Below are 15785 nucleotides of genomic sequence, written 5' to 3'. Positions count from 1 at the left end.
AATCCTACGACCATAGGACTTCTTCCTCACCAATTCGGCCAGAATCACCGTACAAGCCGATCTCAGGAGAATGCCCCATGACGACCGTCGAGAAGGTTCCGGCAACGTCCTACCAACAGTTCATGCCTGCCGACCGTCCCGTGCAGTACCTCGCACCCGATGGGACGGGCGTGGACAGCGCCGCCCGCTACGCACATCCGTCGAACGAGCGCCTGCTCGAGATGTACCGCTCGATGGTGCACGGCCGCCGATTCGACCAGCAGGCAACGGCATTGACCAAGCAGGGCCGGCTTGCGGTCTACCCGTCCTCCCGCGGCCAGGAGGCCTGCCAGATCGCCGCAGCCCTGTGCCTGGGTGAGCAGGACTGGATGTTCCCGACGTACCGTGACTCGATGGCTCTCGCGGCGCGAGGCGTCGACCAGGTGGAGTTGCTCGGCATGCTCGCCGGCTACTGGCACTGCGGATACGACCCCACCGCCTACAAGGTCGCTCCCCAATGCACACCTCTGGCAACACAATTGCTGCACGCGACCGGTTTCGCCTACGCCGAGGCCAAGCAGGGACGAGACACCATCGCCCTCGCGTTCTGCGGTGACGGCGCGACCAGTGAAGGCGACTTCCACGAGGCCCTCAACTTTGCCGCGGTGTTCCGCGCACCGGTGATTTTCCTGGTGCAGAACAACGGATTCGCCATCAGCGTTCCACTCGCGCGTCAGACTGCAGCTCCGTCGTTGTCGCACAAGGGCGTCGGCTACGGCATCGGCAGCGAGCAGGTCGACGGCAACGACCCGATCGCGATGATGGCCGTGATGGACGAGGCCGTGAAGTACGTCCGAGCAGGCAAGGGACCGGTGGTCGTCGAGGCGCACACCTACCGCATGGACGCACACACGAACGCCGACGACGCCACTCGCTACCGCAAGGCAGACGAGGTGCAAGGGTGGTTGGCCCGAGATCCGCTCTCGCGCCTCGATTCCTACCTCGAAGCCCAGGGTCTGCTCACCGACGAGCTGCGCGAACAGATGACGGTATCCGCCGACGCCGATGCCGCGGCACTTCGCGCGGGCATGAACGTCGAGCAGGACGTCGACCCCGAGGATCTGTTCCGGTTCGTCTACTCCTCCCCCACCCCCGGCCTGATCGAACAGCGAAATCAGGTCGCCGCCGAGATCGCAGCAGGAGAACTGTCATGACCACGATGACCATGGCCGGAGCCCTCAACGCCGCCCTGCGCCACGCGTTGACCGAGGACGAGAAGGTCGTTGTCTTCGGCGAGGATGTCGGCACGCTCGGCGGCGTCTTTCGCGTCACCGACGGACTGACCCGAGACTTCGGTGACGATCGTTGCTTCGACACCCCGCTCGCGGAGTCCGGCATCGTCGGATTCGCGATCGGCATGGCGATGTCGGGCTACAAGCCCGTCGTCGAGATGCAGTTCGACGCCTTTGCCTACCCGGCTTTCGAGCAGATCGTGTCCCATGTTGCCAAGCTGCGCAACAGAACTCGCGGATCACTCACCGCGCCGATGGTCATCCGCATCCCGTTCGCGGGAGGTATCGGCGGCGTCGAACATCACTGCGACTCGTCCGAGGCCTACTACGCCCACACCCCGGGCCTGAAAGTCGTCTCGCCGTCCACCGTGGCCGACGCGTACTCGCTGATGCGTGACGCCATCGCAGATCCCGATCCGGTGATCTTCCTCGAACCGAAGCGGCTGTACTTCTCCAAGGACGACATCGAGCTGGCCAAGACCGAGCCGATCGGTACCGCCGTCGTGCGTCGTGCCGGTACCGACGTCACTCTTCTCGCGTACGGCCCCACCGTGTCGGTCGCCATGCAGGCAGCAGAGTTCGCGGCCGAGGACGGCCGGAGCGTCGAGGTGATCGATCTGCGGTCGATCAATCCGTTCGACGACGAAACCGTCGCAGCCTCGGTACGGAAGACCGGACGCTGCATCGTGATTCAGGAAGCGCAGGGGTTTTCCGGCGTCGCCGCGGAGATCGCCTCGCGCGTCTCCGAGCGCTGCTTCCACCACCTGCACGCGCCGGTACTACGGGTGACCGGGCTCGACATTCCCTATCCGGCTCCGAAACTCGAGCACTTCCACCTGCCCTCCGCCGACCGTGTGCTCGATGCCATCGACCGACTGCAGTGGAACGACGCGCCCGACCTCAGCAAGGCGGTCACGGTATGAGCATGCAGGTATTCCTGCTCCCCGACCTCGGTGAAGGACTGACCGAGGCCGAGATCGTGGAGTGGAAGGTCAAGCCCGGCGATACCGTCACCATCGATCAGGTCGTCGTCGAAGTAGAGACGGCAAAAGCGTCCGTCGAGGTGCCCTGCCCCTTCGAGGGCGTTGTCGGCGAACTGCATGCGGCCGAGGGCACCTCACTCGCCGTCGGCGCGCCGCTCATCAGTATCACCGGCGGTGCCGTCGCCGATACGCCTGCAGCCCACGAGCGATACCGCGAGGAAGAACGCGCCGGTTCGGGCAATGTGCTGATCGGCTACGGCACCGGACACGGCCCGACCGGACGGCGAAAAAGAGCTTCGCACGTGAGTGGAAAGGCGACCCAGGCTACGAATTTCCACTCACATGCACCGAAGGTGCTCTCCCCCATTGTTCGGAGCATGGCACTGCAGGGTGGGCTGGATCTGGCGTCTATCGATGTCGCCGGCAGTCATGGAGTCATCACCCGAGCGGACGTGGAACGGGCACTGTCCTCGAGCACTCCCAGTGCCGAGGGCGTCACGCGAATTCCCATCACCGGGATTCGTAAGACCATCGCCGACAAACTCTCTCGCAGTCGTGCGGAGATTCCCGAGGCGACCGTCTGGGTCGACGTCGACGCGACGGCTCTGCTGCAGGCACGACGCGACCTCGACGCCTCCATCGACGGAGTGAAGGTGACACTGCTGGCAGTTCTCGCCAAACTCACCATGATCGCGCTGGCCAAGTTCCCCGAGCTCAACAGCACCGTCGACACCGCCGCGGGCGAGATCCTGCGGTACGAGAACGTCGGACTCGGCATTGCCGCGCAGACCGATCGTGGACTCATGGTTCCTGTTGTGCCGCAGGCCGACAAGGCCGATCTGAAGGAACTGTCCGAGCGACTGGCCGAGCTGACCGAGCTGGCGCGAACCGGCTCCCTGCCCGCAGCCCGGCTGAGCGGTGGAACATTCACGCTGAATAACTACGGAGTTTTCGGGGTCGACGGCTCGGCCGCGATCATCAACCATCCCGAAGCCGCGATCCTGGGCATCGGACGCATCATCGACCGCCCGTGGGTGGTCGACGGCCAATTGGCCGTCCGCAAGGTTGCGCAGCTGTCATTGGCGTTCGATCACCGCGTGTGCGACGGCGGAGTGGCGGGCGGATTCCTGCGCACCGTGGCCGATTTCGTCGAGAACCCCGTCGTGGCACTGGGATCCGTCCGATGAGCGACGTGGACGTCCTCATCCTCGGCGGTGGATCGGGTGGGTACTCCTGCGCCCTGCGCGCCGAGCAACTCGGCCTGACGGTCGCATTGGTCGAGGAGGACAAGCTTGGCGGGACCTGCCTGCATCGCGGATGCATCCCCACCAAGGCGCTGCTGCACACCGCCGAGGTCGCCGACGCGGTGCGCGGTTCGGCGCATGTCGGCGTCACCGCTTCGTTTGCTGGCGTGGATATGCCTGCGGCACTGGGCTATCAGCGCAGTGTGGTCGCAGGCTTGTACTCCGGACTGCAAGGCTTGTTGAAACGTCCGGGAATCGAGATCGTCTCGGGCCGTGGTCAGGTGGTCGGTCCTCGCACCGTCGAAGTCGATGGGCGACGCATCACCGGGGCTTCACTGGTTCTCGCCACCGGGTCGTATTCGCGCACCATCCCCGGTATGGAACTGGGCCCACGTGTGCTCACCAGTGACAGCGCACTGTCGCTCGACCGTATCCCCGAGTCTGTCGTCGTGCTCGGCGGCGGTGTCATCGGTATCGAATTCGCCAGTATCTGGGCCTCTTTCGGTGCCAAGGTCACCGTCGTCGAGGCCCTCGATCGCATCGTTCCGGGTGAGGACGAATGGTCCTCGAAGCAGCTGACCAAGGCATTGCGCAAACGCGGCATCGACATTCGTACCGGCACCAAGGTCGAGACCGTGACCGAATCTTCCGACGACGTCGCAGTGGCACTGTCCTCCGGAGACACCCTCGCCGCAGATCTTGTGCTCGTGTCCGTCGGTCGTGGACCCCGTACCGATGGCCTTGGTCTGGCCGAGCAGGGCATTGTCACCGAACGGGGCTTCGTCACTGTCGACGACGATCTGCTCACCACCGCGGACGGCGTCTATGCCGTCGGCGACATCGTGGCGGGGTATCAGTTGGCTCATCGCGGTTTTCAGCACGGCATGTTCGTCGCCGAGCACATCGCCGGCCTCGCACCGGCACGCATCGACGGTGATCTCGTTCCGCGCGTGACCTATTCGCATCCGGAGGTCGCATCGGTCGGACTCACCGAGAAGGCCGCGGAGCAGAAGTACGGCACCGTGACCTCGGTAGTCTACGACCTCGGCGGCAACGGCAAGAGCCGCATCCTCGCCACCGCGGGCGGAGTCAAGGTTATTCGCGCACGTGAGGACGGCCCCGTCGTCGGGGTTCACCTCGTCGGTGACCGCGTGGGCGAGCTGATCGGCGAGGCGCAACTCGCGGTGGCATGGGAAGCACTGCCATCGGAGGTCGGTAGCTTCGTGCACGCCCACCCCACTCAGAACGAAGCATTCGGTGAGGCAATGATGGCGCTCTCGGGTAGGCCGTTGCACGCGCATAGCTGAGCATTGGTGGTCGATGTCTTTCCATCCGGCGGACGAGCAGGACACAATGGATACTGATCGGTAGGTTCTATGAACGCGGGGTCCGAGCAGGGGGCGGTTTCGACATGGAGATCAAGCAGCTCAGATACTTTCTAGTGGTCGCCGAGGAACTGCATTTCGCCCGTTCGGCGGAACGATTGCACGTGGTCCAGGCCGTGGTCAGTCAACAGATTCGAAGACTCGAACACGAGCTGGGTCAGCCGTTGTTCGACCGGTCCAAACGTCAGGTGACACTCACCCCCGCCGGGTGCAGGCTGGTCCCGGAGGCTCATGCAGTGCTCGACGCGGTGGCACACGCCGCGGCGACTGTGCAATCTCGCTCCGATGAGCCGGACGGGCCACCACACCTGCGACTGGGGATAGCTGGAGGCTCGGGCACTCGCGTCGATCTGGTGCTGGACCACCTTGGAACTCAGTTTCCCGATCTGCTCGTCACACTGGAAATCGGGCAGGTGTGGGAGCAACTCGACGCTGTTCGTTCGGGAGCACTCGACGCCGCACTTGTTCGCCTGCCCAGGAACGATCACGATCTGGAGATGACTCCGGCGTGGTTCGACCGGATCGTCGTTGCGATTCCCACGCGCCACCCACTGGCTTCCAAACCCGATCTCACGCTATCTGATCTGGCGGACCTTCCGCTGCGTCTGATTCCGTCCGAGCAGAACCCCGCCTTCGCCGCCACCGTGCTCCGTGCTTGTGCGGACGCCGGGTTCGAGCCGGCCACGGGAATTCCATTCCGAGATCTACAAGCGACAGTGCTCGAACTCGGCTCGGGACCACCATCGTGGACAGCGATGTACGAGGGCTCAGCACAAGCGCTGTCGACCGAACGCGTCACCTTCCGGCCCGTGACCGATCCTGGCATGGCCGTGCAGATGTGGTTGGCGGTACGAGAACGGACCACACTCGTCGACGCCCTGGCCGAAGCGTGCGCCCGCATCTGACCTCCGATTGTTTTTCGTGAACGCTGAGTGCACGAATTGATTCTGGTTCACACCGACGGATCGGCGTTGACTCGTCGTCGTACAGATTCACACCCTCGCGGTGTGACCACACGACGAGATCGGATACGCCGATGTACACGACGATCAACACCCCTGACTCTGATACTCCCATCCAACGCCTCGAAGCCGAAGATCCGAAGCCGGCCGCCGATGAGGCTCTCGTGCAGATCCATTCGTTCTCTGTCAACCGCGGGGAACTCTCCCTCATGGCCGCGAGGGGCCACGGCTGGCGACCCGGCCAGGACATCAGTGGCGTCGTGATCGATGCGGCCGCAGACGGGAGCGGACCCAAAGCAGGCACACCCATTGTCGGAATGGTCGACGGAGCCGGATGGTCCGAACTCGCAGCCGTGCGCACCGACCGAATGGCAGTCCTCCCGGATACGTTGGGCACCAACATCGCTGCCGCTCTACCAATGGCGGGGCTGACCGCGCTACGCACTGTGCGTATGGGTGGCGACCTCCTGGGACGCAAGGTCCTGATCACCGGCGCCAACGGCGGCGTGGGTCGATTTCAGATCCAATTGGCAAGTGCCGCAGGTGCGTCGGTCACAGCGACCACGACAGCCGGCGAGAACGAAGCCAGCGAACTGATCGAACTCGGAGCAACCGAGGTCACTACTACACCGTCGGATGCATCAGGTCCCTTCGATCTGATTATCGAATCAGTTGGCGGCGCAGTACTCGAAGCGGCACTGTCCGTGCTGGCACCCCGTGGCACGCTGGTAATGATCGGCAACAGTTCTGGTAGCAAGGCCGAGCTCGATGTGTTCTCGTTCATGGGTCACGAGGGCGCAACGATCACCAACTACATGTCGTATGCAGTCGCGTACCCCGAACGCGAGGACCTCGAATTGCTCGTGGGCTTGGCCGCCGACGGCCGCCTCGATCCGACACCCGGGTACTGCGTCGACTGGTCGGAACTCATTCATGTCATCGAACTGATGAAACGACGCGAATTGCCCGGCGGAAAAGCTGTACTCACGATCTCCCACTGACCTGCACCACTCGGTACTGACGAACAGGAACGGTGCGCGATGCGGAAACGACCGACAGATAGCGACAGCAATGTCGAGGGCGGCATAGCCATCGTAGGTATGGCGTGCAGGGCACCCGGAGTTCACGGAGTGGACGAGTACTGGAACCTTCTGGTGGAAGGCGTCGACGCGATCTGCGACGTTCCTGCCAACAGGTTTCGGGTCGATGAGACCGACGACCCGCGGATGCGTCGCGGTGGATTCGTCGACAATGTTGCTGGTTTCGACGCTGAGTTCTTTTCCATTTCACCCCGGGAAGCCGAGTCGATGGACCCGCAGCAACGTCTTCTTCTCGAATGTGTGTGGGAGGCGTTCGAGGACGCGGGCCACCCACGACAGAAGTGGCAGGGAACCAATACCGGGGTATTCGTCGGTACCGACACCTCGAACTACTGGGAGCGCCGACACCGCTCCGATCCCAACGTGTACGGCGTTATGGGCGGCGGCGCACGTTCGTCCATGGCAGGTCGCGTGTCGTACGTCTTCGACCTCAATGGCCCTGCACTGTCCATAGATTCGGCATGCGCTTCGTCGCTCAGCGCGGTCCACCTGGCCAGTCGCAGCCTCAGGGACGGCGAGTGTACCGCCGCGATCGCGGCCGGTGTGCACCTGATACTCGGGCCATGGGAGAGCCGGGCGTTCTCCGACGCGGGCATGCTCTCCCCCGACAACCGCTGCAAGTTCGGTGACGCCGACGCTGACGGATTTGTGCGAAGCGAAGGGATCGGTGTCCTGCTTCTGCGGCCTCTTGCCGACGCTCTCGCAGACGGCGACCCGATCCATGCCGTGATCGCAGGCAGTGGAAGCAGCAACGACGGATCGGGCAGTGACCTGTTCATGGCGCCGGCTCGCTCGGGCCAACGACTGATGCTCGAACGTGCCTACGCCGATGCCCGGATCGACCCACGCACCGTCGCCTTCGTCGAGGCCCACGGAACTGGGACCCAAGCCGGGGACCCCGTCGAACTCGGTGCCCTCCACGACGTGCTGGGCCGCGACAGGTCGAAGTCGAACCCGCTCTACGTCGGATCCGTCAAGACGAACATCGGACACGCCGAAGCAGCCGCTGGAATCCTGGGAACGATCAAAGCGGTGCTGGCGAGCAAGCACCGAGTCATCCCCGCCAACCTCAATTTCGTCCAGCCCAATCCCGAGATCGATTGGGACGCAATGTCGATACGAATTCCAACGGAAGCCACGCCACTCGGCGACCACGAGGTCGTCGGCGTCAACGCATTTGGCGTCTCGGGCACCAACGTCCACGTCGTCCTCGCCCCAGCACCGGCACCGAACCCGACGCCTCGCACCGACGCTTCACGCATCGAGTCCGGCAACGCCCACTTGCTGACCCTGTCCGCCGGCACCGAAGAAGCACTGCGCGACACCATTCGCTTCCACCTCGCCTACTTCGGTGCGGGTGGCTCGGGTGCCGATGTCGCCCTGGCAGATATCTGCCACACGGCGGCCATGCGCCGCACACATCACGTTGCGCGCGCCGCGGTAGTGGGCGAGACCCACGGCGAGATCAGCGAGGCGTTGCGCGCAATCCTGCACGATCCACCGGAACGGCTCCCACGCATTCCGCGTCGAGTTGTCTTCGTCTTCCCCGGGCAGGGATCTCAATGGTTCGGTATGGGGAGAGATCTCCTGGCGACCTCGCCTGCGTTCCGATCTGCCGTACTCGAATGCGAGCAAGCGATCTTCGACGCCGCCGGGTGGTCCTTGATCGACGCGTTGACCGACGATACGCAGCAGTGGGACCGTATCGACGTCGTGCAACCGAGCCTGTGGGCAATGCAGGTGGCGCTTGCGCGAACCTGGCAGCGTTTCGGGGTCGATCCAAGCATCGTCGTCGGCCACAGTATGGGAGAAGTTGCGGCAGCATGTATTTCGGGCGCTCTGAGCGTCGCTGACGGCGCACGTATCATGTGTCTTCGATCGTCCGCGATGAGCACGGTGTCCGGTGAAGGAGCAATGCTCGTGGTCGGTGCTCCGGCCACCGTCATGGAACAGTGGATCACGGACAACAACACCGACGTCGTGGTCGCGGTCGTCAACAGCTCGACCTCGACGGTGATCTCGGGCCCAACTACGCACATTGACGACGCCGAAAAGAACCTCGACGCCGCCGGTTACTTCGTCCGACGTGTTGCCGTGGACGTGGCCAGCCACAGTCCGCAGATGGACCCACTGACGCGGCCGCTTGCTGCCGATCTCGCCGATCTCTCGCCACGCACCACCGAGATCGACTTCTTCTCCACGGTCGTGGCCGCACGAATCGACGGCGCTGAACTTGATGCGGACTACTGGGCTTCGAACCTGCGCAACCGAGTTCGATTCGAGGAGGCTATTTCCAACATCGCCGCCGACCGACCCACCGTCTTTGTCGAAATTTCACCGCATCCGCTGCTGAGCAGCGCAATTCGTGATAACGACTCGGCCACCGACAGCGTGACGGTATCCACTACCACCCGCAACCAACCGGAACGTGCCGAAATCCTGCAGAATGTGGCCGCACTGTATGCGGCCGGCATCGACATCGACTTCGCCGCTCTGTACGAAAACGGACGATGCGTGCCCATGCCCCGCTACGCATGGCAACGAGAACGCTTCTGGCTCGACGATGCGTTCGACACGAACTCGATACCAACGGCAGACACCCCGAAGCAGACCCACCCAATCATCCTAAATGCAGCACAGTCGCCGTATCTGGACGAACACGTGCTACTGGGATCGCCCATGATCTCCGGTGCCACCATGATCGAACATGCTCGACGAGTGGCGGTGTCGATTCTGGGCACGGATCACGTGACGATCCTAGATGCGCACTTCTTCGAGCCGCTCTTCACCGCCGATTCTGCATTGTTCATCGATGCACACATGCAGTCCGAGAACGAAGTTCGATGCGAACTGATCGACGACCGCGGAGTTCGATACTTCGAGTGCACCATCGACGACTCGGTGGACTCAGCTCCGGTGACGGTGACACCCGTGCACGGATCGACGGTGCTCGGATCCGACTTCTACACCGCAGCACAGGCGGGTGGCCTCGATTGGGGCCCTCGACTACGCGGTGTGCAGGCGGTGCACCGGGAACGTGGTGCTTTGTCTGCCAACGTCGTTCGCCCTGATGTTCTCGAGGACGACGGATCGCCTTTGCACCCCGCGTTGATCGAAGCTTGCCTGACTCCGCTACTCGCATTGCTCGAACGACCGGGCTGGATGGTGGCCGAACACATCGATCGAATACGCATCCTCGGATCGGCCACCACGATGACCAGTCACATCACCCTTCGCGACAACGGCGTCGACGGAACCACCCGAGCCGACGTCGTCGTACTCGACGAAAGGAATGAAACGATGGCCGAACTCACCGGCGTGAACGTCCGAACATCCGCACCGATCGACAGTCAGTGGCGTCCCAACGAGGTCGCCACCGAGGTCGCTGGCCCACTCGCACCGCAGGCGACCATCGCACCGGCTCCCTCCGCCGGGTCGTCGATCGTGCTGTCCGGCGACCTCGACATCGTCGAGCCCACCTCCGGACTGCGCATTCGATTGTCCGGGCGTATCGAGGTGAACCCCGTCGGCACTGCCGACACGCGACTCCCAGCGCCGACCCCTGCAGGTACCGCCACCGCCCCCTCGCCGCCCTCGGCACCCCAGCTTGCCGCCCCTCGTTCCGCCGAGCCTGCCCGCTCGCCTGGGCCCCCGGCAGCTCCCGCTGCTTCGTCTGTGCCGGCGGCGAAAACGTCTGCTGCCCAACAGAACAGTGCGGAGACTGCCACGGATGTGGACGTACTGGACCTGTTGATGACCACAGTGGCGAGCACACTGCGCAAGCCCAAGGCAAAGCTGTCGGCCGATTCGCGCGCACGCGACATCGGACTCGACTCGATCATGTCGCTCGAGGTGAAGACACGGCTGCAATCCGACCTCACCGTCGATATTCCGGCGAAATTATTGCTGCAGGCAGCGTCTCTGCGCGATGCGGCCGACACCATTGCCGCGCTGCGAGATTCCCGCGAGCTCCGACAATGACCGACCAGATCCACCGTCCACGGCGTTTCGGTAAATCGAAGCAGGCAACTGCGCTCGCCACGTTGATACTCGTCGGATCTCAGTTCATGGTCTCGATGGACGCCACGATCGTCAACGTCGCCCTACCGTCCATGCAGGACTCCCTGGGACTCTCCGGATCCGCCCTCCCCTGGGTCGTCAACGCGTACGCCCTACCCTTCGGCGGACTGCTCCTACTTGGCGCACGTGTGGGCGACTACATCGGCCGCAGGCGGGTGTTCATCGCCGGCACGCTGTTGTTCACCCTCGCCTCGCTCGCATGCGGATTGGCCTCCACCCCCATCGAATTGATCGCAGCTCGCGGTGTTCAAGGCGTCGGTGCCGCGGCGATGTCTCCGGTTGCCATGGCGATCCTGGTGGCAGAGTTCGAAGGTTCGCAGCGCAACAGGGTGCTCGGACTGTGGGGAGCCATGTCCGGACTCGCAGGAGGCGTCGGGATGGTGGCGGGTGGACTCCTCACGTCCGCATCGTGGCGGTGGAACTTCTTGGTCAATGTGCCTGTTGGCATCGCCGTTCTGGTGGGCTCCGCCCTCCTGCCCGCTGGCCGTTCTCGTACTGTCGGTCGGCCCGACGTTATCGGTGCAATGCTTGCGGCCGTGGGACTGTCGACAATCGCCTACGGGTTGGCGATCGCCGGGGACAGTGGATGGACAACGTTCTCCACGCTCGTCTTCCTCGGATCGGGAGCTATGGTCGTGGCTCTGTTCACGCTGTGGCAGCGCCGGGCCGAGGCCCCGCTGGTCGACCTCGGCATCTTTGGCAACCGCTCGGTCTCGATAGGGATCGTCATCGTTGCGATCACCGGCGCGCTGGGACAGGTCACCTACTTCACCTACACGATCTACCTGCAGCGTGAGCACGGATTCGACCCTGTAGCTGCAGGCTTTGCGTTCCTCCCCATCAGCATCATCCTGTTCGCCGCGTCCACCCGCGTTCAGATGCTGATCGCAAAGGTGGGCCTACGGCAATCGCTCGGTGCGGGTTTGATGCTCTCCGCCGTGGGCCTGCTCTGGAGCACTCGGATCGGATCCGACGACAGTTTCGCGTCAGCGTTCCTCGGACCGTCCATTCTGTGGTCGCTGGGGTGGGGCATCGCGCAGGCGACCTCGTTCATCGCCGGCGCACAAGGCACGTCGAGTGCCGAATCGGGCACCGTATCCGGATTGATCTCGACCACATACCGTCTCGGCGGGGCCATCGGACTCGCAGCCATCCTGAGCATCGCCGCCGCCAGTTCGACCGTTCTTCAATCGGGCGGCACCGGTGGCGACCTCCTCGACGGTCTCCGAGCCGCGTGGTGGGCAGGAGCCGGGCTCGCCTTCATCGGTGCGCTGCTGTCCTGTGCCCTGCCATCCCCCCAGCGCACATCGACCCACATCGGATAGAAAGTCGAAAATCATGGATTTCACACCCACCCCCGAAATGATTCATTGGCGTGACGTAGCAAGAGATTTCGCGACCGAGGTCATCAGACCCGTTGCGGCGGAACTCGATGCACAACCCGACCCGGAGGCCGCATGGTCGTGGGCAATCGTCGAAGAAGCCGATGCCCGTGGCCTTCGACAGGCTCCCCTTCCACCGGAGTTCGGCGGCTCGTCCACTGACTATGTCACCAATACAGTCATTCTCGAAGAGATTGCCGCGGCAGACCTGGGCAGCGCCGTCGTGCTGGCGCAGCACTGGAAGTTCGGACAGATGTTGCACGAACTGGGTACAGCGGACCAGCACGCGCGCTACCTGGCTCGTAACGCTGCCAACCCCCGAGGATTGTTCGCGGCGTCGTTCACCGAACCAAATGCTGCATCGGACAATCTGCTGCCGTACCGAGCTCCGGGCGCGGGCATGCAGACCTTCGCGCAGAAGGTCGACGGCGGGCATGTCATCAACGGGTTCAAGCACTACATCTCCAATGCGAACCGGTCGGACACCATTCTGTGTTTCGCGCGAACCGATCGCGAAGGGCCCATCACGGAGTCGGTGACAGCATTCGTCGTCCCCGCCGACTCACCGGGACTGCGAATCGGGAAAGTGCACGACAAGAGCGGGGAGAGAATCGCGAACAACTCCGAGATCTTCTACGAGGGTGTGTTCGTTCCCGACGGGGCGACGCTTGGCGAGCCTGGCCTTGCCCTGCAGAGCGTGGGTCGGCTTCTGCGCGCCAGCAATTCGTACGCGGCTGCGTGTGCACTCGGCATCGCCCGTGAATGTTTCGACCGCACACTCGATTGGTGTCGACACCGAGTGCAGGGTGGCAAGCCCATTGTCGAACATCAAGCTGTCGGGTCTTACCTCGCCGACATGTACGTCAACGTCGACCTCACCCGCAACTACATCTGGCGAGCGGCGTGGCAGGCACGATCGCCCGAGACATTCGACCCCATTCTCGCCATCACGCCCAAGCTCGTTGCCTCCGAGCGAGTCTTCGAGTCCGCACGCAAGGCGATGGAGTTGTGGGGCGGTGCGGGCGTGATGCGCGAGAACGGAATCGAGAAGCTTCTGCGCGACGCCTCCATCTGGCTGCACTCGGATGGGACCAACATCATCATGCGTGAACGCCTGGCCAACGTTCTCCGGGCGGGCGGCCGGAATTCCGCAGCCTGGGATCGGGTGCAGGAGAACGCGCCGATGGTCGGCATCATTTGATTTCCGAGACCGAGCAGACGGGAAGGCACATGGACCTGCGCGACAAGGTGGCAGTGGTCACCGGGGGAACTAGCGGTTTGGGAGCGAGCATCGCCGAGTCGCTACTCATCGCCGGAGCACATGTCACGTGCGCCGCACGCCGCGAGCACCACTTCACTTCCATCGCACAGCTGAGCCCCGCCCGGGCCCGCTACGCGCCGGTCGACATCCTCGACCGGCACTCGATCGACGACTTGTTCGCTGGAGTCGTAGCCGAGTTCGGACGGGTGGACATCGTCGTCGCCAATGCCGGCATCACCAATGACGGACTCATCGAGACAATAGATCCGGACGATTGGCGAGCCGTGATCGACACCAATGTGACCGGAACATTCAACTGCATTCAATCGGCCCTACCGCATCTGCCGAACGGCACCGGACGCATCATTATCGTCTCCTCTGCTCTGTCCACCCGACCCTCGGTGGGCGCGAGTGCGTACTGCGTCTCCAAGGCTGCGCTCGACATGTTGACGAAGGTATGCGCCGAAGAGACCGCGGAGCGCGGGATCACCGTCAATGCGGTGGCCCCGGGATTCATCGATACCGGGATGGGACAGCGCTTGACGTCGAACGACATCGCCTGGGACGAGGTCAGCCCGCGCTTGCTCTCGAACAGAAAGGGAGCGGGACACGAAATCGGTGACAGCGTCCGATTCCTTGCATCCCACCGCGGGAACTACATCAACGGTCACGTACTCGAGGTAAACGGGGGTTTGCGATGGTCCTGACAGAAGTCCAGCCGAAAGCATCTACATCGCAACAGAATCCGAGGGTCCTAGGAGCGTCTTGTGTGATCCCGGACGGAAGAATGGTGATCGAGCCAAGCCGGACAGCCTCTGTTGCAACGGTGTCCGGACCAGAATTGGCCGCCCAAGCCGCAGCCGCCGTCATCGAATCAGCAGGGGTCGACCCCGAAGACATCTCCCTGGTGTTGCATGCCTGGAGTCATTACCAAGGTCACGACTTCTGGTCGCCAGCTCACTACGTCGCCCACTGTGTCGGGGCGCTGTCTGCGATGCCCATCGGCATCAATCAAATGTGCAATGGTGCTGCTGCAGCAATCGAACTCGCGCACGACCGATTCGGAAGACAACACCGGTCCGGCGGAGGCGGGCTCTGTCTCATCACCACAGGCGACTCGTTCAAGTCGCCCGGTTTCGATCGGCAGGCCAGCGATTACGGCAGCGTCTACGGAGACGGAGGCACGGCGCTACTCCTCGGCCCCGGTGCTGTCCGAACGACTGGAGGACTTTACGTCCGGGCAGTGGCAAGTGATGCCGCGCCCGAACTGGAGGTGATGAACCGCGGCGCGGATCCGTTTGCGCCGGCCGCACGGTGGTACCGCGGAACAGTCGATGTGCGCGATGCCAAGAAGCGACACCTTCGCACAGCTGAACCGGGTACCTACGCAGACCGAGAATGTCGTGCCATCGACACAGTGGTGCAGCGCGTTCTCCAGGAGATCGGAATCGACGGCAACAACAGTCGAATCCGTGCTGTCTTCACACCCAGACTCAACAGCGACATCCTCGAATCGACGTACCGTCCGCTTTTACAACAGTGGTTTCGTGCACCCGTGGTGGATTACGGCGCACAGACTGGGCACCTAGGGGCCGGCGACATCATTTGCAATCTGGCGGACGCGATCGGCGATGGAACCATCGACGATGCGGATGGGTTATATCTCTTCCTGAGTGCGGGTGCCGGGTTCACATGGAGTGCAATCGTCATCGAAAAAATTCCTGACTGAAGCAGTCTTTCGACAGCAACCACAGCGCTCCAACGGAAAGCGAAGCATCGACATTCGTACCGGAATCGAGTTCGAGAGTGTCCGCGAATTTCCAACGCAGTTTCGGTGTCCATGTCATCCTGGGACACCCTCGCGGCCGATGCTGTACTCGATTCGTAAGCACAGACGACCATCCGCTCACCGCGGACGGTGGCTATGCCGTCGGCGAAGTCGCGGGGAAGTGATCGGCGAAGCGAAAACTCGCGGTCGCGTGGGAAGCACTTCCGTCGGAGGTCGGAAGTATCGTGTGCGCTCACCCCATGCAGAGCGAAGCACTGGGCGAGGCCATGATGGCGCCGTCGGGGAGGCCACTGCACACGCACAGCTGGGGAGAGCAAGTTCAGGCCTT

The 15785-nt window shown here is 63.2% G+C and carries 11 protein-coding genes and 1 pseudogene; all 12 read left to right on the top strand.

Annotated features, from left to right (window positions below):
- The first annotated feature begins 77 nt into the window (after window positions 1-77).
- Window positions 78-1193: a pyruvate dehydrogenase (acetyl-transferring) E1 component subunit alpha gene (gene pdhA / locus CH266_RS21270; RefSeq protein ID WP_027494637.1), complete on the top strand. Its 1116-nt coding sequence runs from the start codon at window positions 78-80 to the stop codon at window positions 1191-1193.
- Window positions 1190-2194, top strand: coding sequence for an alpha-ketoacid dehydrogenase subunit beta (locus CH266_RS21265; RefSeq protein ID WP_094716129.1), 1005 nt, complete (start codon window positions 1190-1192; stop codon window positions 2192-2194). Before pdhA ends, CH266_RS21265 begins: the two co-directional genes overlap by 4 nt.
- Window positions 2191-3441, top strand: a complete 1251-nt coding sequence (locus tag CH266_RS21260) for a dihydrolipoamide acetyltransferase family protein (RefSeq protein ID WP_094716128.1) — start codon at window positions 2191-2193, stop codon at window positions 3439-3441. The genes CH266_RS21265 and CH266_RS21260 overlap by 4 nt, the downstream gene beginning before the upstream one ends.
- Window positions 3438-4805: a dihydrolipoyl dehydrogenase gene (lpdA, locus tag CH266_RS21255; protein ID WP_032388019.1), complete on the top strand. Its 1368-nt coding sequence runs from the start codon at window positions 3438-3440 to the stop codon at window positions 4803-4805. The genes CH266_RS21260 and lpdA overlap by 4 nt, the downstream gene beginning before the upstream one ends.
- Window positions 4806-4909: 104 nt before the next feature.
- Window positions 4910-5788 (top strand): LysR family transcriptional regulator, encoded by an 879-nt coding sequence (locus CH266_RS21250; RefSeq protein WP_032367832.1) that lies wholly within the window; start codon window positions 4910-4912, stop codon window positions 5786-5788.
- Between the two features lie 131 nt (window positions 5789-5919).
- Window positions 5920-6846 carry a zinc-binding dehydrogenase gene (locus CH266_RS21245; RefSeq protein WP_027494642.1) on the top strand — a complete coding sequence of 309 codons (927 nt, stop codon included), beginning with the start codon at window positions 5920-5922 and terminating at the stop codon, window positions 6844-6846.
- 39 nt (window positions 6847-6885) lie between these two features.
- Complete coding sequence (locus tag CH266_RS21240; protein ID WP_094716127.1) at window positions 6886-10926, top strand: type I polyketide synthase; 4041 nt, start codon at window positions 6886-6888, stop codon at window positions 10924-10926.
- Window positions 10923-12350: an MFS transporter gene (locus CH266_RS21235; RefSeq protein WP_094716126.1), complete on the top strand. Its 1428-nt coding sequence runs from the start codon at window positions 10923-10925 to the stop codon at window positions 12348-12350. The genes CH266_RS21240 and CH266_RS21235 overlap by 4 nt, the downstream gene beginning before the upstream one ends.
- Before the next feature lie 13 nt (window positions 12351-12363).
- A complete protein-coding gene (locus CH266_RS21230; protein ID WP_032368675.1) occupies window positions 12364-13608 on the top strand; it encodes an acyl-CoA dehydrogenase family protein in 1245 nt (414 codons plus the stop codon).
- A gap of 29 nt (window positions 13609-13637) precedes the next feature.
- Complete coding sequence (locus CH266_RS21225; RefSeq protein WP_032368676.1) at window positions 13638-14375, top strand: SDR family NAD(P)-dependent oxidoreductase; 738 nt, start codon at window positions 13638-13640, stop codon at window positions 14373-14375.
- 62 nt (window positions 14376-14437) lie between these two features.
- Window positions 14438-15397: a ketoacyl-ACP synthase III family protein gene (locus CH266_RS21220; RefSeq protein WP_176457164.1), complete on the top strand. Its 960-nt coding sequence runs from the start codon at window positions 14438-14440 to the stop codon at window positions 15395-15397.
- Between the two features lie 214 nt (window positions 15398-15611).
- A pseudogene (locus tag CH266_RS26135) lies at window positions 15612-15762 on the top strand (dihydrolipoyl dehydrogenase); the annotation flags it as partial.
- Window positions 15763-15785: the final 23 nt, after the last annotated feature.

It is taken from the genome of Rhodococcus sp. 06-1474-1B, assembly GCF_002258885.1.
GTDB classification, from domain to species: domain Bacteria; phylum Actinomycetota; class Actinomycetes; order Mycobacteriales; family Mycobacteriaceae; genus Rhodococcoides; species Rhodococcoides fascians.
This window is presented reverse-complemented; position numbering and strand designations above follow the sequence as displayed.